At 58.7% G+C, this 18,931-nt stretch carries 17 protein-coding genes; 9 read left to right on the top strand and 8 right to left on the bottom strand.

Features of this window, described 5'->3' with window-relative positions; genetic code table 11:
- The first annotated feature begins 401 nt into the window (after positions 1–401).
- From HCK86_RS22135 to mnmA, 7 genes are all read left to right on the top strand, one after another.
- Positions 402–1,226, top strand: coding sequence for a DNA adenine methylase (locus HCK86_RS22135; protein WP_176086664.1), 825 nt, complete (start codon positions 402–404; stop codon positions 1,224–1,226).
- A 264-nt stretch (positions 1,227–1,490) separates the two neighbouring features.
- Positions 1,491–3,614: a CHAT domain-containing protein gene (locus HCK86_RS22130; RefSeq protein WP_176086663.1), complete on the top strand. Its 2,124-nt coding sequence runs from the start codon at positions 1,491–1,493 to the stop codon at positions 3,612–3,614.
- A 642-nt stretch (positions 3,615–4,256) separates the two neighbouring features.
- Positions 4,257–5,435 (top strand): phosphoserine transaminase, encoded by a 1,179-nt coding sequence (locus HCK86_RS22125; protein WP_176086662.1) that lies wholly within the window; start codon positions 4,257–4,259, stop codon positions 5,433–5,435.
- Positions 5,436–5,462: 27 nt separating this feature from the next.
- Complete coding sequence (gene alaE, locus HCK86_RS22120; protein WP_348641115.1) at positions 5,463–5,915, top strand: L-alanine exporter AlaE; 453 nt, start codon at positions 5,463–5,465, stop codon at positions 5,913–5,915.
- Positions 5,916–6,016: 101 nt separating this feature from the next.
- On the top strand, positions 6,017–7,612 hold the full coding sequence (gene serA / locus HCK86_RS22115) for a phosphoglycerate dehydrogenase (protein ID WP_176086661.1): 1,596 nt from the start codon (positions 6,017–6,019) through the stop codon (positions 7,610–7,612).
- 250 nt (positions 7,613–7,862) lie between these two features.
- Positions 7,863–8,285 (top strand): hypothetical protein, encoded by a 423-nt coding sequence (locus HCK86_RS22110; RefSeq protein WP_176086660.1) that lies wholly within the window; start codon positions 7,863–7,865, stop codon positions 8,283–8,285.
- A gap of 161 nt (positions 8,286–8,446) precedes the next feature.
- Positions 8,447–9,640, top strand: coding sequence for a tRNA 2-thiouridine(34) synthase MnmA (gene mnmA / locus HCK86_RS22105; RefSeq protein ID WP_176086659.1), 1,194 nt, complete (start codon positions 8,447–8,449; stop codon positions 9,638–9,640).
- Between the two features lie 198 nt (positions 9,641–9,838).
- Here the strand turns inward: mnmA and HCK86_RS22100 are convergent, their stop codons facing one another.
- The 7 genes from HCK86_RS22100 to rph all read right to left on the bottom strand — a co-directional run bounded on the left by HCK86_RS22100 (position 9,839) and on the right by rph (position 15,322).
- Positions 9,839–10,186 (bottom strand): hypothetical protein, encoded by a 348-nt coding sequence (locus HCK86_RS22100; protein ID WP_176086658.1) that lies wholly within the window; start codon positions 10,184–10,186, stop codon positions 9,839–9,841.
- 26 nt (positions 10,187–10,212) lie between these two features.
- Positions 10,213–11,250: a glycosyltransferase gene (locus HCK86_RS22095; protein WP_176086657.1), complete on the bottom strand. Its 1,038-nt coding sequence runs from the start codon at positions 11,248–11,250 to the stop codon at positions 10,213–10,215.
- 5 nt (positions 11,251–11,255) lie between these two features.
- Positions 11,256–12,185: a glycosyltransferase gene (locus HCK86_RS22090; protein ID WP_176086656.1), complete on the bottom strand. Its 930-nt coding sequence runs from the start codon at positions 12,183–12,185 to the stop codon at positions 11,256–11,258.
- 152 nt (positions 12,186–12,337) lie between these two features.
- Positions 12,338–13,531: a radical SAM family heme chaperone HemW gene (gene hemW / locus HCK86_RS22085; protein ID WP_210260009.1), complete on the bottom strand. Its 1,194-nt coding sequence runs from the start codon at positions 13,529–13,531 to the stop codon at positions 12,338–12,340.
- Positions 13,528–14,172 (bottom strand): RdgB/HAM1 family non-canonical purine NTP pyrophosphatase, encoded by a 645-nt coding sequence (gene rdgB, locus HCK86_RS22080; protein WP_176086655.1) that lies wholly within the window; start codon positions 14,170–14,172, stop codon positions 13,528–13,530. The genes hemW and rdgB overlap by 4 nt, the downstream gene beginning before the upstream one ends.
- Positions 14,173–14,183: 11 nt before the next feature.
- Entirely contained in the window at positions 14,184–14,588 is a 405-nt protein-coding gene (locus tag HCK86_RS22075; RefSeq protein WP_176086654.1) for a VOC family protein, read from the bottom strand.
- 14 nt (positions 14,589–14,602) lie between these two features.
- Entirely contained in the window at positions 14,603–15,322 is a 720-nt protein-coding gene (gene rph / locus HCK86_RS22070; RefSeq protein ID WP_176086653.1) for a ribonuclease PH, read from the bottom strand.
- A gap of 170 nt (positions 15,323–15,492) precedes the next feature.
- Here rph and hrcA point away from each other — a divergent pair, with 170 nt between their 5' ends.
- Complete coding sequence (hrcA, locus tag HCK86_RS22065; RefSeq protein WP_176086652.1) at positions 15,493–16,581, top strand: heat-inducible transcriptional repressor HrcA; 1,089 nt, start codon at positions 15,493–15,495, stop codon at positions 16,579–16,581.
- A 97-nt stretch (positions 16,582–16,678) separates the two neighbouring features.
- Positions 16,679–17,296: a nucleotide exchange factor GrpE gene (gene grpE / locus HCK86_RS22060; protein ID WP_176086651.1), complete on the top strand. Its 618-nt coding sequence runs from the start codon at positions 16,679–16,681 to the stop codon at positions 17,294–17,296.
- A 296-nt stretch (positions 17,297–17,592) separates the two neighbouring features.
- On the opposite strand, the gene HCK86_RS22055 is transcribed toward grpE, so the two are convergent.
- Positions 17,593–17,841, bottom strand: coding sequence for a hypothetical protein (locus HCK86_RS22055; RefSeq protein WP_176086650.1), 249 nt, complete (start codon positions 17,839–17,841; stop codon positions 17,593–17,595).
- Positions 17,842–18,931 lie beyond the last annotated feature (1,090 nt).

Below are 18,931 nucleotides of genomic sequence, written 5' to 3'. Positions count from 1 at the left end.
AAACATAGACGTTAGTAGTGGTCTTTCAGAAATTGGTTCATGATGGATTTCACAGTTGAATTTAAGATTAAGTCTAACAATGATAAGACGACAATCGAAAATACTGGAGTTAGTGTCATTTAAATCTCAGCATTCGAACTTAGCGTTGCTCCGAAATCTAATTTATCAGATGGGCTCACACTCATTGATTTTCAACGCCCTAAAAAGCCGGCGAAGCGTGTGCTTCACCGGCTATTTTTCTGCCCGGCATCGGGCGGCTCGCAGCCCGCCAAGGCTGCAAACGACGGGCCAGTCGCCAAACGTGTCCCGTCCGGCAAGTCACAAGAATCCTCACCGCACCCGAGCGCCTGCGCAGGCGTGAGACGGTGTGGCAGATTCGGTATATTCACACAATGCAAGGAATGATTTCTGTTCGGCCGGTTTCTCCGCCGGCAAAATATATCGGTGGCAAGAAGCTTCTCGCCCGCCGGGTTGCCTCCATCATCGAACAAACCCCGCACGATCTCTATGCCGAGCCTTTTGTTGGCATGGGTGGTGTTTCCTTCCGCCGTTCGCTGGTTGCCCGCTACGAGGTCATTAATGACTTCTCGGGGGACGTGACGACCCTGTTCAGGATCCTGCAGCGGCACTATCCGCAGTTCATGGAGGTGATCAAGTTCCAGCTGTCATCGCGCCGCGAGTTCGAACGGCTGGCGGCGAGTGATCCGTCGACGCTGACTGACCTCGAACGCGCCGCCCGGTTCATCTATCTCCAGCGCCTGGCGTTTGGCGGCAAGGTGAGCGGGCGAAACTTTGGTGTCGATCTTCACGCGCCTGCCAGGTTTGATATCACCCGCCTCGGCCCGATCCTCGAAGAGGTCCATGAACGGCTTTCGGGCGTGGTGATCGAGAACCTGGACTGGCGGGCATTCATCGCGCGCTATGACAGGGAAGGGGCGCTGTTCTACCTCGATCCGCCCTATTACGGCTGCGAGACCGATTACGGCAAAGACTGCTTTCGCCGGGAGGATTTTACCGAAATGGCAGAACTGCTGGCTGGCATCAAAGGGCGTTTCATCCTATCGCTGAATGACCGGCCGGAGGTGCGTGAAATCTTTCGTGCCTTCCGCTTCGCCGATGTGAAGCTCGACTACACGGTCGGCAACGCGCCGCCGAAAACCGTTGGTGAGGTGATCATCCTGGATGGAAAAGAGACGGCGGAAGAAAGGAACCTTCCCCTGTTCTAGGGGGAGGGCATTCTGATGGCTGCTATGCGCTGACAATTTGGACGTTTTCAGCTTCTCGACCTTCTCCCGAAAGCGGCCGTTCGCTGTGCTGCAAGCGGAGGTCCATAAAAGGTGCTACGCAGTCGTTCGCAGGAGCCGAAAAATAGCTGGCCTGATCTTTGAAGGCAGTTCTCGATAATTTATATGTTCGCGCTGCATGGGCGCAGCTAGTATGAAAAGTATACAAAGCTACAGATGTAGACCAAATTTCTTGGGGGAATCCAATTGTATCAGTTTTTAAGCTGGCGAGAACTTTCTGCCGACTACGGCTTTTTCCTTCCCACCGTAGATAGCCCGATGTCAGCCCCTCAGATTCCGGGCTTTCTGGAAGCGCTGAACAATCTACAGGCTGCAACCCAAGCCAAATCATTTGACGAACTCCTCAAAGCCAGCACTGAGATTTCTGAGGAGATCATTCAAGCCCAAGCGCACGCGGTAGACGAAGTTGAGCTACTTCTGCTCGAATATCTTCAATTTGAGATTTCGGTTGCTCCAATTGGGGCTGCGATTAGGAGAGGTCGCTTTGATTGTGCCTTCGACTGGATACATAACGGCCTGAGCGACAGAATAGTGTCAAGTGTTCAACGAGAGTTCATTTACGGGCGACTATTTCGTTTCGTCGGCAATCTAGTGGATATGTTGCCGAGAAACTTTCCAAATACGTTTTTGGAATGGGCTGACAGTTTTTTCTACTATTCCCGTCATCAATCTGCGATGCAGACTCCGGCAGATAGGATTGCAGTGCTTCTGGAAGCCACAGTATTCAAACTGCCAGCCGACATGAGCTTAGCAATAAGGGCTTCGATAAGTCTGATGTGTTGGGGCAGAGGCGTGGGGCATGAAAGCGCAGCTAGCGTCGCTGCCGAACTCAGAAACCTCTACGATATAGAAGCCATACCGAGAGACATCAAAGCTCTGATCGCCAAAGCATTTTCGACCAGGAGTTGCGATTTAATTGGGGAGCCCCACCACAGATGGGCAAAAATCGTAGTGCAAGACTACCCCGACCGACTGCTTCAGCACGAGCCCTTTCAGTACCTCTTTGCGTCGTTTGAAGATGTCGGGGACTGGGATGAGAACATCGACCGCTTGGTTGAAGCCGCTCAAGAGTACTCAGATGGAGTTCGAGATGATTTCCCGACCTATACAGATTGGCTGATTGCTCTCGATCGGCCGTCCAGTTTGTTGAGTCCTGCGGCGAAGTTCGCGTTAGATAATGATCGTGCAGCAGATTTCGCTAGAATTCTTGCCGCTTGGTATGGCGGTGAAATTGAAACTGCTTCTGCCGGGTTCAGTGTCCTTTTGCCGACTGCAATTTCCGGTGTTGGGTTTCTTGGGAACGACACTGAAATGGTCGGTTTTCGCGGAAAATTTGCCGGTACGGCCAAGGTAGTGGAAGCGATGAATGAAGCCACCAACGACGCGCTGGGAACGACTCGAACAGTGCAAGCGGGCCCCGAACTAAATCTAGTTCCAGCCCGTCCCGGGCAGCCGAACAGAGATTCTGCGAGCGCATTCGAAGACGCGCTGAAGGACTTCTACAATGTTCCAGCTTTAGTCGAGAAGCTGGCGGAATCTCGCGCCTTTACATGTTTCCCCCATAACCTTCACCCGCTTCAAGCGTTGATCTCGCGGGAGGCGAATGAATGCTGGCCGTTGAGTTCCAGTCTAAGGACTCCGCTCCCAGATCGGCAAATTCGGCGGGCAGCCATCTGGGCTTCATGTGATGATTGGTATTCTGAAATGGAGGCGAAATCGGCGTTAGAATTTCTTCATAAGCATGACGTCGAAACTCATGTATATCTTGGGCGGGAGGCTGGTCGAAAGAACTTCCTGGAAATGTACCGTGATCCTGCCTATGACTTCATCCATGTAGTAGGGCACGGAGTTTTTGACCACTGGGAGTTCGGTTCCTCAAAAATCCTCGTCAACCAGGATGAGGCGGTTGCCGTAGACGACCTAGTGGGCCTCCACCAAGATAGCGAAGGGAGGCGCCTCCTTTGCTTGAACATTTGTGATGGCGGCGTTTCGGATGGCTTGGGTGGTATACAAAAACTGGGACTCGCACCTTCATTGGCTTCACCAGCACAAGCGGCCGTTTCGCACCTCTGGCCCGTTGAACCCCGAGTAGCTTCGGCCTTTGGTTTGACATTTTGTTCCGAGTTGGTGGCTGCACAAAATGACCATTTTGGAGCATTTGCTGAAACTCTAAAACGTGTTCGCGAACCTTGGGAGCAACGTGTTGCGTCTCTGCGATACCAGTTCGAAGGGGAAATATTGGAACGACTAGAGAATTTCAAAGCCACAGAAGATATTTTTAATTGGGCGTCCCCTGTATTCTTTCAATAGCAGCAGGCTATTGCTTCCTTGTTTCTCTGGGCCGCGATGGGAAATTACTTGAGGTTAATGGCCGCTTCGACGGGCTACGTTGCAGGACTAGTCAGAAACGTCAACGGCAGCTTTAGGCCGGAATTGCCATCACAGCCACGGCCGATGAATGTCAGCCAAACACGATCAGAGCACATGGGTCGCTATTCCCCTTCCGGCCCCGTAGGCGCCGGTGTGATGGTGATTGGATCTACTGCTGGAATGCAGGAGAGAAGGCGAGGCAGGGCTTGCTCGTTATTGGGGGCTGTAACAGCAAACGATCTTGGCCGCTGTTCGAATTCTTGTAGCACCAGCCATCATCAGGATCGCTGGTGAAGTGGACGCCTGAGCCGGTGTTGTGCCTGCAAAACAAGCTTCCGACATCGGTACCTGAGAACCGAAAGTCTCCGGGAACTTTTGCAGAACATCTTACTGATTCGCTGTGTCAGATTTGTGTCACTTTTTCCTGCTTGTTCCCTTAATGTTCACGTTCATGCCTGCCCAAACTTACACGTCCGCCTTACCCTTGCTCTTTTTCTCTTGCGTATTCTCAGGGCCTGCCGTATACGCAGCAGCGGGACACCTCTCCCCAACGAGAGGCCTCTATCTGGAAGGGTAGCTCCAATGACTGATTTTGCGAAACCGGACATGCGTCCGGAAAATCCCCGTTTTTCTTCAGGCCCGTGTGCGAAGCGTCCTGGCTGGACGCCCGAAGCGTTGAATGACGCTGCCGTTGGCCGTTCCCACCGTGCAAAGATCGGCAAGGCGAAGCTCAAGGAAGCGATCGACCTGACGCGCGAGATCCTCGGTGTTCCTGCTGATTATCGCATCGGCATCGTTCCCGCATCTGATACAGGCGCCGTGGAAATGGCCCTCTGGTCGTTGCTCGGCGAACGCGGCGTCGACATGCTCGCCTGGGAATCATTCGGTTCGGGCTGGGTCACCGATGTCATCAAGCAGCTGAAGCTCAAGGATGCCCGCAAGCTCGAGGCACCTTACGGCCAGTTGCCGGACCTCTCGCAGGTCAATTTCGACAATGATGTGGTCTTCACCTGGAATGGTACGACCTCGGGCGTTCGTGTTCCGAATGCCGATTTCATTCCCGATGACCGCAAGGGCCTCGCCATCTGCGATGCGACTTCTGCCGTTTTCGCGCAGGATGTCGATTTCGCCAAGCTCGATGTTGTCACCTTCTCCTGGCAGAAGGTTCTCGGCGGTGAGGGCGGTCACGGTATCCTGATCCTGTCGCCGCGCGCCGTTGCGCGTCTTGAGACCTACACGCCGGCCTGGCCGCTGCCGAAGATCTTCCGCATGACCAAGGGCGGCAAGCTGATCGAGGGCATCTTCGTCGGCGAAACCATCAACACGCCGTCGATGCTCTGCGTCGAGGACTATCTTGATGCGCTCAAATGGGCCAAGACTGTTGGCGGCCTCAAGGGGCTGATGGAACGCGCCGATGCCAATGCCAAGGTGATCTTCGATTTCGTTGACACCCATGACTGGATCGAGAACCTCGCCGAAGTCGCCGAGACCCGCTCCAACACCTCTGTCTGCCTGAAGATCGTCGATCCGGCCGTTCAGGCGCTTGATGCCGATGCCCAGGCCGCTTTTGCCAAGGGCATTGTCTCGGCGCTCGACAAGGAAGGCGTTGCCTTTGATATCGGCGCCTATCGCGATGCGCCGTCCGGCCTTCGCATCTGGGCCGGTTCGACGGTTGAGACCGCCGACATGAAGGCGCTGATGGGCTGGCTCGAATGGGCTTTCGAGACCGAGAAGGCCAAGCTTTCCGCCAAGGCCGCCTGAGCGGACAACCCCCGGGGGAGGTCCTCGGTGATCCTTTCGACACGCGTTCTGAGTTTCATTGCCGATACGCTGGCGCTGGTGATATTCTTCACCATCACCAGCGGTCTCAATGAGCGGTTCGTAGCCGGAATGGACTGGTCCGAGGTCCTCGTCTCCCGTTCCGTCGGCGCTCTTCTGATGGTCGCGACGGCGCGACCTTATGGCGTGTGGCGAGACTGGCTGTTTGCCCGGGTAAAACCCTCGGGCCGGCTTTTCGATTTTGCGACCGACGCCTTCGCGCTCCTGGCCTTTCAGGTGCCGATCTATGTGGTCATCCTGGTCATCGGCGGTGCCGGTGCCGGTGGGATCCTCAAGGGGGCGGCGGGCTTCGCCGTTCTGATGCTGGTTCTTGGTCGCCCCTACGGCATGTTTCTCGAATTCGTCCGCGGCCTTTTCGGGCTGACGGACCCGGGACAGAAGCCGATGTCGCTCGGTGGCTGAGACTGAATTTCTGATGCCGGACCGCGGGAGGCCCGGTGCTTTTGAACCCATTTCCGGCCGCGGCTGATCGCCCGGCGCAGAAGAAAAACAGGAGGCCTATCATGGCACCTCGCGTACTCGTATCGGACGCTTTGTCGGACGCCGCCGTGCAGATCTTCAAGGATCGCGGCGTAGACGTCGATTTCCAGCCGAAGCTCGGCAAGGACAAGGACAAGCTGCTCGAAATCATCGGCCAGTATGATGGTCTGGCGATCCGCTCGGCCACCAAGGCGACCGAAAAGCTGATCGAAGCAGCCACCAATCTGAAGGTGATCGGCCGCGCCGGTATCGGCGTCGACAATGTTGATATCCCTGCCGCCTCGCGCCGCGGCATCATTGTCATGAACACGCCGTTCGGCAACTCGATCACCACCGCAGAACATGCAATCTCGCTGATGCTGGCCGTGGCCCGTCAGATCCCCGCCGCCGATGCCTCGACCCAGGCCGGCAAGTGGGAAAAATCGAAATTCATGGGTGTCGAGATCACCGGCAAGACGCTCGGCGTCATCGGCGCCGGCAATATCGGCTCGATCGTCTGCAACCGCGCCATCGGGCTGAAGATGAACGTCATCGCCTATGACCCCTTCCTGTCGCAGGAACGCGCCGAGGCGATCGGCGTCACCAAGGTCGAGCTCGACGAGCTGCTGGCCAAGGCTGATTTCATCACGCTGCATGTGCCGATGACAGACAAGACCCGTGGCATTATCGGCGCCGAAGCACTGGCCAAGACCAAGCCGGGCGTTCGCATCATCAACTGCGCCCGTGGCGGTCTGGTCGATGAGGCGGCTCTTGCTGAAGCCATCAAGTCCGGCCATGTCGCAGGTGCAGGCTTCGACGTGTTCGAGACCGAGCCGGCAACGGAAAGCCCGCTTTTCGGCTTGCCAAACGTCGTCTGCACGCCGCATCTGGGCGCATCGACCACGGAAGCGCAGGAAAATGTGGCGCTGCAGGTTGCAGAGCAGATGTCGGATTACCTCCTGAAGGGCGCCGTTACCAATGCAATCAACATGCCGTCAATCTCGGCTGAGGAAGCCCCGCGTCTGAAGCCGGTCATCAAGCTGGCTGAAGTTCTGGGCGCCTTTGCCGGACAGGTCACGGAAAACCCGATCAAGCAGGTCGAGGTGCTCTATGACGGCAATGTTGCACAGCTGAACACCACGGCGCTCACCAGCGCGCTGGTTGCTGGACTGCTGCGTCCGATGGTCGCCGACGTCAACATGGTTTCGGCGCCGATCATGCTCAAGGACAAGGGCATCATCCTGCAGGAGACCAAGCGCGACAAGTCGGGCGTCTATGACGGCTATATCAAGCTGACGGTCACCACCGAAAAGCAGACCCGTTCGGTCGCCGGCACGGTGTTCTCGGATGGCAAGCCGCGTTTCATCCAGATCAAGGGCATCAATATCGATGCCGATGTCGGCCCGCACATGGTCTACATCTCCAACACCGACGTGCCCGGCATGATCGGCTTCATGGGTACGACGCTCGGCGAGGCTGGCGTCAATATCGCCAACTTCCAGCTCGGACGCGATGCCCTGGGCGGCGATGCCATTGCGCTTCTCTATGTCGATGAACAGCCGACCCAGGCGGTTCTCGACAAGCTTCTGTCCAACCCGGCCATCAAGCAGGCAAAGCCGCTCGAATTTCCGGTTGAATAAGATTTCACGACCTTGAGTGCGACTGACCCGGTTTCCGGAAACGGAACCGGGTCTTTTTTTGTCTGCCGTTTCCAGCCGGGACGGCGCGGCAAACGCAATCTGACGCCCAGCCTAACGCAAAGCCTTTCCCCTTCCTCAGGCCATCGGCAAGCGGTGGTTGTCGGTCCCGTCGGGGCCTGTTCATTTTCAACATGAGGTCTTAAGCTGGCGCAGACCGGGCTTCGATCGGGGTTTAGGCGGAGGGGTGCCCATGCGTTTCGTTGTTTCGTCTGCGGGAATGGTTTTCACTGCTCTTTTGTCGAGTGCGCCCGTTCATGCCGCAGGTCCGTGGGATCTGCCCTCCGGCCGGCAGGCGCATCTGGCCGGTGGGGATGTGGAGATCAGCTTCAACGAACAATGGGGCACGATGCTGATCATGGAATTCTATGTGCCCGATATGCCCGCAGAGGTCGGATATGCTGATGATGCGCTGTTCGACGATGCCAGGATATTGTGCGAGCGAGTTGCCATTCCTGTGGCGAAGGAATTGCCGGACGATATTGTCGGTGCGCTGGTTCTTATGAAGCCTTTCGATCTTCGGCGCGGCACTTATTTCGGCGCGTCCTATAGCGACAGACTTGCCGCCTATGAAATGCCGTTCAGTGATGGCAGTTGTCTTGATCCGCGCGAGTAGCCTTTTGCGTCTTTCGGCGCGAAAAATTCATTTTTCTTGCCTCTTGCCCTTCTGCTTTCTATATCTGCAGCCGAAACCGGGCCTTTGAGGCCTGAAAAGAACGAAAGCCGGATCAAATCCGGCACTATCCACATCCAACCTTGAACTGGACTGGCGGATCAATGAACACTTTGGATATCGAGAAGAAGCCCGAGGACACGCGGGTCGTGGTCGCCATGTCGGGCGGCGTTGACAGTTCCGTTGTTGCGGGACTTCTGAAGCGCGAGGGCTATGATGTCCTCGGCATCACCCTGCAACTTTACGATCATGGTGCTGCCGTGCACCGGGCGGGCTCCTGCTGCGCCGGCCAGGATATCGACGATGCGCGTCGCGTTTCGGAGCTTCTGGGCATTCCCCATTATGTGCTGGATTACGAGGCGCGCTTCCGCGAGACGGTCATCAATCCTTTCGCTGAAAGCTATATGGCGGGGGAAACGCCTATCCCATGCGTTGCCTGCAACCAGACAGTCAAATTTGCTGATCTGCTGCAAACGGCGCGCGAGCTTGGCGCCGATGCGCTGGCGACCGGCCATTATATCCGGTCGCGGCACAATCCTTCAGCCGGGAACCCGTCGCGCCGCGCACTGTACCGGCCGGTCGATGCCGATCGCGATCAGAGCTATTTCCTGTTCGCCACCACGCAGGAGCAGATTGACTTCCTGCGCTTCCCGCTCGGCGGATTGCCGAAGTCGGAAACCCGGCGGCTGGCCGAAGACATGGGGCTTGTGGTTGCGGCAAAACCCGACAGCCAGGACATCTGTTTCGTGCCGCAGGGCAAATATTCCGATGTCATTGCCAAGATCAAGCCGAATGCGGCGCTGGCCGGTGACATCGTCCATCTTGATGGTCGTGTGCTCGGCCAGCATGACGGTATCGTCCGTTACACGATCGGCCAGCGCAAGGGCCTCGGTGTCGCCACCGGTGAGCCGCTTTACGTGGTGCATCTCGATGCGCGCGGACGCCGGGTGATCGTCGGCCCGCGGGAGGCGCTCGAGACCCGGCGCATCTATCTGCGTGACGTCAACTGGCTGGGTGACCTGCCGCTGGCAGACCAGGCGAAGGATGGTTTTTCCTGCTTTGCCAAGGTCCGCTCGACGCGGCCACCGCTGCCGGTGGTGCTGCATGCCGATGATACAGGCATCTATGTCGATCTGGTCGAGGGGGAGGCGGGCATTGCCAACGGGCAGGCCTGCGTTCTCTATGATGCGCCCGGCAATGATGCGCGGGTTTTCGGGGGCGGTTTTATCGATCACTCCGAGCGCTCTGAAGATGCCGAAACCGCACTGCGCTCACTGCTTGACGGACTGGCGGCCTGAACGACAACCGTGCTCGGCGATGCGGTCGATCATCGGACGGTCTGCCCGGCGCCACGGTGATCTGAAGTGTTTCCGCGACACGCCGGCGCCGGCTTTTCGTCCGCGAACGCGCAAAGCTTTGAGGCAGGGCGCTTTCCGTTTCAGGCAAAAGCGTCCGCGATTTGCGGTGCCGCGGCCGGTTCTGGCCGCGGCGCTCGCTCAGGCTCTGATGGTGGCGTCTGCGGATTTGAACAGTTTCAGCGATTCCACATAGGCGACATGGCAAAGCTGAGAGACATAGCTGACAATGTCTTCGGCCCAGCCATAGCCGTAATGAGCGAATAGCCAGATGACCAGCGCTGCCAGTATGACCGGGTAGATCAGCCCGCGCAGCACCAGAAGCGCGATGCCGACAATCACGAAGGCCAGCAGGCCGTAAAAGATCGAGGGGCCGAGTGCGACGCCGTCCGAATGGGCGAGATAGCCCATATAGACAGCGAAAATAACCGAGAGCGCGCCCAGTAAACGGTCACGAACAAGGCGATGCGTACGCGAAAAATCTGCCATTTGGGTTCTCCTCCCTGAAGAACGGTTCAAACCGGGCTGGTGTTCCATGCAAAATGCGCCGTGTCGTTGCCGAATGTCGCGGCGAGAATATAGTCTGCGATCACAGTCGAACTCGTGCGTTCCAAGGCTATGCGATGCCCTTTTTCACCGATGAGGCGGCGCTTCACATCGTCGTGGCGCAACTCCTCCATCAGCGCGACCAGATGATCACGGTCGCGATATTCAACGACACCGTCTTCATAGAGATCGCAATGCCGGCTTGCGGCGAAGGTCAAGGTGGTGATGCCCTGTCCCAGAAGCTGGCCGAGACGGTCAGAGCTGTAGAGATATGGCGTCTTGGCAGGGTCGGTGTCATCAAGCGGCAGATTGGGCGACACGGCGCCTTCGGCCAGTGCGTCAAGGAAGGGGGTGCTGGTAAGCCGTTCGGAATTGAAAGAGCGTCCGCCGGCATTGAAGCGGTAGTCCTTGCTCAGATGGGCGATGATGTGGTCGAGCTGCTCTTCCCGCTTCTCGATGCCTGTGCCGAGGAACTGACCGTCGAATTTCAGGTCTTCGCGGGCGATGTCAAAAACGCGGGCGGTTTCGATCCCGGCATCGGCCGGATTGGGCATGAAGAAGGTTTTGCCCTTGGGCAGGCCCAGTTTTTCCAGCGCCTGCCTGTCAGCCGTGGTGATGAAGACGGCATCCATATAAGCTGCCCGCTCGGCGAAATCGCCCATCGTCTTGGGCCGGAAGATCGGGTCAAGATTGAACGCTGCCAGTCGCACGCCCGGGAGCGCGTCGCGCAGCCGCTGATAGGTGGTGCCGTCGATCAGATCGCAATGGCCGAAAACGATCAGATGCGGTTTGTAGTGTCCGGCGGCTTCGATCAGCTTTTCGCGCATCTTCGTCTTGCCCAGCTTCTGCGTGTTGAAGGGCGTTGCCTCACGGGCGTGATCGCGATCGGAAAAGCACAGGGCATTATGACCCGCACGGACGAAGCCATTGGCGAGCTTGTTCTCGACGCTGTAATAATTCCTGAAGAGGTGTTTGCGGTCGAAATAGCCAACAATAAGAATGCGCATGGCGCTCAGGTCGAGGCGTCGGCCGGCCGACGGATGTTTGGGAGTTTGCGGAATTTCTCTGTCTCCTTGTCAAACCAGGCTGGCGATGGTGAACGGCCTGTCAGTCGTGTCACGATATATGTCAGGAACTCGGGTGAAAGATAGGGCAGGGCGCTATCTGACTCCCGTCTTCTCTTCCATGATGACGAGACCATCTGCCGCATGATCTGCTTGCGCGTTTCATCGGGCAGCTCCTTTTGGCGCAGAAATGGTGCCAGCGCCAGGAAACGATCATGCTGCTGCTGCTGCGTGTTGCGCGACAGGTTGCTCTCGCCGGTCGGGCGCAGGTAATAGACATAATCGTCGATAAAGACCATGCAGCGGGCATGATTGGCGAGGCGAAGCGGCAGCGACTGATCCTGGATGAAAATCGTTTCATCAGCGCCGCCGGCAGCTGTCCATAATGCCTTTTCGGCCAAAAAACCCATCCGCACCAGCTTCTTGCGCACGGCAAAGCCGAGCGGATCGTCAATCGGCTTGATCTCTGCCCCGTCGGCAAGGGCCGGATATTCCGATGTCCTTTTCGAGCGGCCGTACACCAGATCGGCGCAATGCTTCTCAGCCGCTGCCAGCATCAGCGTGATGGCATTGTCAGGAAAGAGATCATCGGCGTCTGCGGCGAGAAGATAGCGTCCCGAGGCGAGGCCCGCGGCGGTGTTGAATGCGATCGATGGCCCGCAGTTGCGCGGCAGGCGGTGCAGCTTTATCCGCTCATCCTCACCCGCCAGCGATTGTGCAAGCGCATAAGATCCATCGGTCGAAAGATCATCGACGAGCACGAATTCGACTGCATTGCCCAGTGATGCCGTCTGACGGCGCCAGTTCTCGATGGTTTCTGCGAGAATGTCTGCCTTGTTGTAGACCGCCGAAATGATGCTGAGTGTAGGATGGGACACGCCAGATTATCCTTTGTACCAGAAAATAGCGGCAGACCGTTCGCCAACGGATTGCATCTGTTCAGTCATCCAGAGAGCGATGATGCTTCAATTCTAGGATTGCGGCTGCAATTTGTCTCGTTCAATCTCTGTTTTCGGGGCGATTGCCGCCGCTATTCACGGCTGAGCTCCTCGACCAGTTTGTTCAGAACCAGCATGCCCGGGCCGGTTGCCCGGATCCGGCGGTTGCCGATCCGTTCGATGAGGCCGAGATCTGTAAGGAAGGCTTCACGCTCCGGATCAAGCCCGTGCCCGGCAATGTCGGCCCAGCGGGCAATATCGAGGCCCTCGGTAACGCGGAGCCCCATCAGCAGCATCTCGTCGGCCTGCTCTTCGGCGTTCAGCAGGCTTTCCTCGACAATGCCATTGCCGCTGGCTTCGACGCGTTCGAGCCAGTTTTCCGGATGGCGCTCGGTGGCTGTGGCACGCTTCTCACGGCCATTGCCGAGGCGGCCATGGGCGCCGGGGCCAATGCCGGCATAATCGCCATAGCGCCAATAGGTGAGGTTGTGGCGGCTTTCCGCCCCCGGGATCGCGTGATTGGAGACCTCATAGGCCGGCAGGCCATGCGCAGCCGTCACGGCCTGGGTGACCTCGTAGAGATCGGCAGCGTGATCCTCGTCGGGAATGATGATCTTGCCGGCGCGATGAAGGCCGTAAAAGGCCGTGCCTTCCTCAATCGTCAGCTGGTAGAGCGACAGATGATCCGCGGCAAGGCCGATGGCCTGCTGCAATTCGTCGGCCCAGTCATCCGGTCGCTGGTCAGGGCGGGCATAAATGAGATCGAAGGACATGCGCGGAAAGATGTCGCGCGCCAGCGTGATGGCGCCCAGCGCCTGATCGAGATTGTGGAGACGCCCGAGAAAGCGCAGATCCTTGTCATTCAGAGCCTGGACGCCAAGCGAAACCCGGTTGATGCCGGCTGAGCGGTAGCCGCGAAAACGATCGGCTTCAACGCTTGATGGATTGGCCTCGAGGGTCACTTCAATGCCGTGCGGCACATGCCATGCTCCGGCCACAGCATCGAGGATGGTTGCGAGCGTCTGCGGTTCCATCAGCGAGGGGGTGCCGCCGCCGAAGAAAATGCTGGTGACCGTGCGTGGCCCGGACAGGGCGCGCATATGGGCAATCTCAGTGGCAAAGGCCCTGGCAAAGCGCGCCTGATCGACCGGCTGGTGCCGGACATGGCTGTTGAAATCGCAATAGGGGCACTTCGCGGCACAGAACGGCCAGTGCAGATAGATGCCGAAGCCGGGTTCGCCGTCATCGCCATTGATGCGGCCGAAAAGGTCGAGATCCGTCGTCAGTGTGAAAGCCCCGTTTCAACGAAAAGCTTGAAAGCGCGGGCACGGTGCGACAGCGCACCACCATCGCCCGGGCCACCGCTGGCCTTCTCGTCCGCTTCCATTTCACCAAAGGTGCGCTGATGGCCGGTGGGCTGGAACAACGGGTCATAGCCATGGCCCTTGTCGCCGCGCGGCGGCCAGACGATGCTGCCCTCGACTTCGCCGCGGAAGGTTTCCGTATGACCATCCGGCCAGGCAAGGCAGAGCACGCAGACAAAGCGTGCGGTGCGGCGTTCCGCCGTCGTGGCACCGACGGCCACAAGCGCGTCATGGACCTTGCGCATTGCCATCGGCATGTCGCGGCTGCCATCGGCGGTCTCCGCCCAGTCGGCCGTGTAGACGCCGGGATCGCCGCCGAGTGCGTCGACGCACAGTCCGGAATCATCGGCGAGCGCCGGCTTGCCAGAGGCCTTTGCCGAAGCGCGGGCCTTGATCGCGGCGTTTTCCTCGAATGTCGTCCCGGTTTCATCCGGCACGGCAAAGTTCAGTTCGGCGGCTGAGGAGGCGGTGAAGCCGAGCGGCGCGATCAGCGCGGCGATCTCGGCAATCTTGCCGCGGTTGTGGCTGGCGACAACGATGGTCTTTTCGTCAAGCTTACGCATTTTCTGTCCTGTCACAGGTTCCACAGACGTTTTTCCGCACATTCCAGGCTATTGCCGGCGGGATCGCGGAAATAGACCGACCGCGCCCCGTTCGGCCAGCGGAAATCCGCTTCGACGGGTACGGCATGTTCTTCAAGCCGCGCCCGCAATGCGGCAAAGTCGTCGCCTTCAAGTGTGAAGCAAAGATGGCCCGCGCCCTTTGCCCCATGGGGTGGCACGGGCAGGGCGCCGCTGGGAGCGGGAATGGCCGTTTCCTCCGGGTTGAAGATCAGCAAAACGCCAGATCCCGCCTTGAAGAAGATGTGCCGGTTTGCCTGCGCTGCGATTTTGGTCAGTCCGAGAATACCGCCGTAAAAGGCTTCGGCGGCATCAAGGTCATCAACATAAAGCGCAGATTCGAGGATCCCGGCAATCATGGCTTCATTCCGTTTCAGCCGGCAATCGCCGTTTTCTGCATCGATACGAGATCGGCAATGCCGTTTCTGGCCAGATCGAGCAGGGTCAGAAGCTCCTCCTGGCTGAAGGGCTTGCCTTCGGCGGTGCCTTGCACTTCGACAATGCCGCCGGTACCGGTCATGACGAAATTGGCGTCGGTCTCGGCAGATGAATCTTCCAGATAATCGAGGTCGATGACCGGCTGCCCGGCAAAGATGCCGCAGGAAATGGCGGCGACATGATCCTTCAGGACACGCTCCGTCTTGACCATGTTGCGGGCTTCCATCCATTTCAGGCAATCATAGAGCGCGATCCATGCGCCGGTGATTGATGCCGTGCGGGTGCCGCCATCGGCCTGCAGCACATCGCAATCGAGGCTGATCTGGCGTTCGCCCAATGCCTCGAGATCGACGACGGCGCGCAGCGAACGGCCGATCAGACGCTGGATCTCCAGTGTGCGGCCGCCCTGCTTGCCGGCAGATGCCTCCCGGCGCATGCGTTCGCCGGTGGCGCGCGGCAGCATGCCATATTCGGCGGTGACCCAGCCCTTGCCGCCATTGCGCAGCCACGGCGGGACACGATCTTCCAGCGTTGCGGTGCAGAGTACATGGGTGTCGCCGAATTTCACCAGGCACGAGCCTTCGGCATGTTTGGAATAGCCGCGCTCGAATGTGACATTACGCATCTGATTGAGTTGTCTGCCTGATGGCCGCATGGTTTGTCCTTCCCTTTTGACTTAACCGGGGTTCTACGGAAGCCCAACATCTTTTGCAAAGGAAAACATCTGCGCGCTCCGGCAGACTTGTGCGATTGCTAAGCACGCCACGCTCACTATATTGATGATATTGATCACCGTGAAACCGTTGGGCTGAACGCAAGGCCAGAATGAAGAAAGATCACGACGCATTTTCCGAAACGCCGGCGCTGACGCTGGACGACAGATCGCGGGATGTTTTCCGCACCATCGTTGAAGCCTATCTCGACAGCGGCGAGCCACTCGGATCGCGCAATCTGTCCAGGCTGTTGCCGATGTCCCTGTCTCCGGCCTCGGTGCGCAATGTCATGAGCGACCTTGAAGAGCTGGGGCTGATCTACTCCCCGCATGTCAGCGCTGGTCGCCTGCCCACCGAGACGGGCCTGCGCTTTTTCGTCGACGCCTTCATGCAGGTCGGGGATCTGGCCGAGAAGGAGCGCGCCGAGATTGATCGTCACATGGGCCGGGCTACGACCGGGCGCCCTGTCGATGCCTTCCTCAATGATGCGAGCCAGATGCTTTCCGGGCTCTCCCGCGGCGCCGGGCTGGTCGTGACGACCAAGAGCGATGCCGTGCTGAAACATGTCGAGTTCATCAGGCTTGAACCGACCAAGGCGCTCGCAGTGCTGGTTGGCGAGCATAATGAGGTTGAGAACCGGATCGTCGAACTGCCGGCAGGGACGACATCGTCACAGTTGACGGCGGCGGCCAATTTTCTCAATGCCCATCTGAACGGGCAGACCCTGCCGGAGCTGCGCAGTGTTCTGACGCGGCTGAAGGATGAGGTGCGCAGCGAGCTTGATCAGCTGTCTCAGGATCTCGTCGCCCGTGGTCTGGCCGTCTGGTCAGGCGGCGGCGAGGAGGGCAAGCCCGGGCGGCTGATCGTGCGCGGACGCGCCAATCTTTTGCAGGGCGTCGCCGATATCGGCGATATCGACCGGCTGCGGATGCTGTTTGATGATCTGGAGCGCAAGGACAGCCTGATCGAGCTCATCAGCCTGGCCGAATCAGGCTCGGGGGTCAGGATCTTCATCGGATCGGAAAACAAGCTGTTCTCGCTCTCCGGCTCCTCGCTGATCGTGGCGCCTTATCGCGATGCGGACAATCATGTGGTTGGTGCCGTCGGAGTGATTGGTCCGACAAGGCTCAATTATGCCCGCATCGTTCCTGTGGTGGATTACACGGCAAATATGCTTTCCCGCCTCTCGCGTTCGTCCTGAACGCAGCTGTCTCACAATCTGAGGTCTTGATTTTTCGGGGACGAACCTCGATATCGGGGCACGACAACATCAAGAACACTTACCTGCGGAGACCGTCATGACCGACGAGACCAAGAAGACCGGAACTGACGCGGCCGAGAACGAAACCGTGATCGATCTGGACGCTGCGCGCGCTGCCGATAATGAGGCGCAGGCTGGCGCCGAAGAGGTCGCTGCCGGGCCCGATCCGATCGCTCTGCTGCGTGACGAAAACGAGAAGCTGCGTGACCAGATGCTCCGGCTTGCCGCCGAGATGGAGAACCTGCGGCGTCGCACCGCGCGTGATGTCAAGGATGCCAAGTCTTACGCTGTCAGTGCATTTGCCCGTGATATGCTTGGCGTGTCGGACAATCTGCGGCGAGCGCTGGATGCGATGCCGGAAGAGCAGCGCACCGGTGATGTCGCCGGCTTTGCCGAGGGCGTGGAGATGACCGAGCGTTCGATGCTGGCTGCTCTGGAACGCCACGGCGTCAAGCAGATCGAGGCGGAAGGCCAGAGATTTGATCCGAACTTCCATCAGGCGATGTTTGAGGTTCCCAATCCCGATATTCCGGCCAATACGGTCGTTCAGGTGGTACAGGCCGGCTATGTCATCGGCGATCGCGTCCTGCGCCCGGCAATGGTGGGCGTTTCCAAGGGCGGGCCGCGTTCGGAAGGACCGGCTTCCGCCGAATAGGCGTCTGGCGATCTGCATGATTTCGATCGGCAAAGGCCGCACTCCAAGGGTGCGGCCTTTTGCTGGTCAAAGCCATCGATCTTGCATTCTTGAGGTGGAATAGCCCCTTCCGCCGCCGCCGTCCCCGTGCTTGTCACGGGGATCGAGATTCACAAGACATCGAATAGACGGGTTCTTTCGCCGCCAGGATGCGCGTCGGCTGGATGCCTGTGACAAGCACAGGCATAACGTCAGAAAAAGGGGGCGAGGTTTGTCAGCAGCCTTGGCCGCACCCCAAGGGTGCGGCCTTTTGCTGGTCAGAGCCGTGTGATGATGTTCTCTGGCTCGGCGGAGCCTTGCCGGCCATGCTGCGGTTGAATGATGTGGCGCGCCACCGGCTCTGCGGCCCAATGGCCCTGCTTCGCGGACGCGAGTGTCTCCGGTTTTGCCCCCGGCGGCCTGCGAAGCCAGCCAAACATCTTCGACAATATCTTGTCTTTCAGGCCCGACAGGCCTTTCGGTCTTGCCGCTTTGACCTCTTCGCCGATCTGGAACTGCTGGGCCATCGGCCTGACCTGATGTCCCCGTGCGTTGACATTCTTGTTCTTGATATAGCGGTGCTCCCGATTGACTGGATCTGAATGCGCCCGCTGCGGTAGATTGCCAGGCGGGGCGGGCGCGGGGTAGTTCGGTTGCGGCGGGATAATGTCAGCGGCGGGTGCAGGCCAGGTTGGTTCGGCCGGAATGTCCGGTGCAGCATGTTCATTCGCCTTGACCGCGGGGGCCAGTTGAGCCGCGCTCGCAGATCTCTGATGGGCCGACGGGCCGGAAAGCCCGAATGCCGCCCGCTCAAGCGCGTTGCGTTGCAAGGCAGAGAGTTTCGGTTTTGGCAGAACTGCGGGCTTTGCCGCAGGCTGATGGTCTGTACCCTCTTCAGGCGGAGGTGGCGGCAGCCGCTCAAGAAGGAAGGTCAGGGCGTCGCCGCGGTCCTTTCGCCCTGCCGGAGCGGCATCAGCCGTCTGGCCCGAGGGACCCGGCGGGTTCCGGCGAGCGGGCTTTGGCGGTGGTTCGGTTGCCGCTGGCTGATTGCGTGGCGCTGCAACAGGTGACGCTGATTGGGATGCTGGGTTCATGTTCGTTGTCCTTGCCTTGAGAAAATGTCAGTGGGGATCCATGGCGGTCATTGCTGCAGTTTTACCGGGCGTGAAGCCATGTCTCGAATGCTGCTCCGAACGACCTCTGAAGAGGCCGGAAGCGTTAGGGACCGGGATCAACGCCTGGTGTTTCATGAACTGTGCCAGAGAGATATCAGCGCTTCTGAACTGGTCCTGACCGGCGCTCTAGCGGGGCTCGTATGGCCGCCGCGCAGCTCAGATGGCGGGTCCGGGGCGGAGGCCCGGGGTCCGGCAGCGATCGAGGGGGGAGATAGGGTTTGGTCATGGCGGCATTCTCACCGTGATTGCATTTGCATCTGCCGCATGGTGCTGATGCCTTTCCTGATAGGAAAATCATCAAATCAGATGTAAGTCCGCAATATTGACCATGGAGGGGCGCGCATTTGTCTACGGTCCGGGCTTGTCGCCGCGATGCAGACTTCGACTGACATCTTGTCGGCCGGGCGGGTTTGTTCGGGCGTTCCGGCTCTGCAACCTTGTC

Origin of the sequence: Martelella sp. HB161492, assembly GCF_013184775.1 — a bacterium.
Lineage (GTDB): Bacteria > Pseudomonadota > Alphaproteobacteria > Rhizobiales > Rhizobiaceae > Martelella.
This window is presented reverse-complemented; position numbering and strand designations above follow the sequence as displayed.